This window comes from Chromohalobacter sp. 296-RDG, from assembly GCF_029889885.1.
Taxonomy (GTDB): Bacteria; Pseudomonadota; Gammaproteobacteria; order Pseudomonadales; family Halomonadaceae; genus Chromohalobacter.
Window position 1 is genome coordinate 1 of sequence record NZ_JARANY010000314.1, and the last position, 541, is coordinate 541.

Here is a 541-nt window from a genome sequence, read left to right on the forward strand (position 1 = left end):
ATCTAAAGATTATGTCGATCTAGAGATTGATGGTGGAATATCTCAAGAGTTAAGGTTTGATATATCTGATAGTGAAGTCATTAAATACGATGCCGGAGGTGCCGCAACGAGGATATTCCTTGCACCAGCTTTAAATATTATCAAGATGGATGGCATTTCTGACGGCTCACTCTTTGACCAAAACGTACGACTTTCACTAGGAAATACTAAAGTTAATAAGAGCATTAAGTCCAGTATTAAACAAAAGACAGAGCATGGAAATTTCCCTCTTTATCACAATGGAATAAACGTGCTCTGTCGAGAAATTCTTCATGAGGACGACCACTCTCTTGCCATTCAAGATTACGTAGTTGTAAATGGTGCTCAAAGCCTCACATCTTTGCTCTCAGAAAAGTCAAAAATAACTGATGACCTAAAAATCCTAGTCAAGTTAATAGAAGTAAAGGGCGACACCTCACTATCTCAGAAGATAACTCAAAATAGCAACAACCAGAATGCAATAAAAGCACGTGACATGAAGTCCAATCATAATATACAGGAT

At 37.5% G+C, this 541-nt stretch carries 1 protein-coding gene; it reads left to right on the forward strand.

The annotated features are described in order from the left end of the window. Positions 1 to 541 (forward strand): AIPR family protein (locus OP495_RS18725; protein ID WP_280571296.1); only part of this gene is annotated, 541 nt, incomplete at both ends.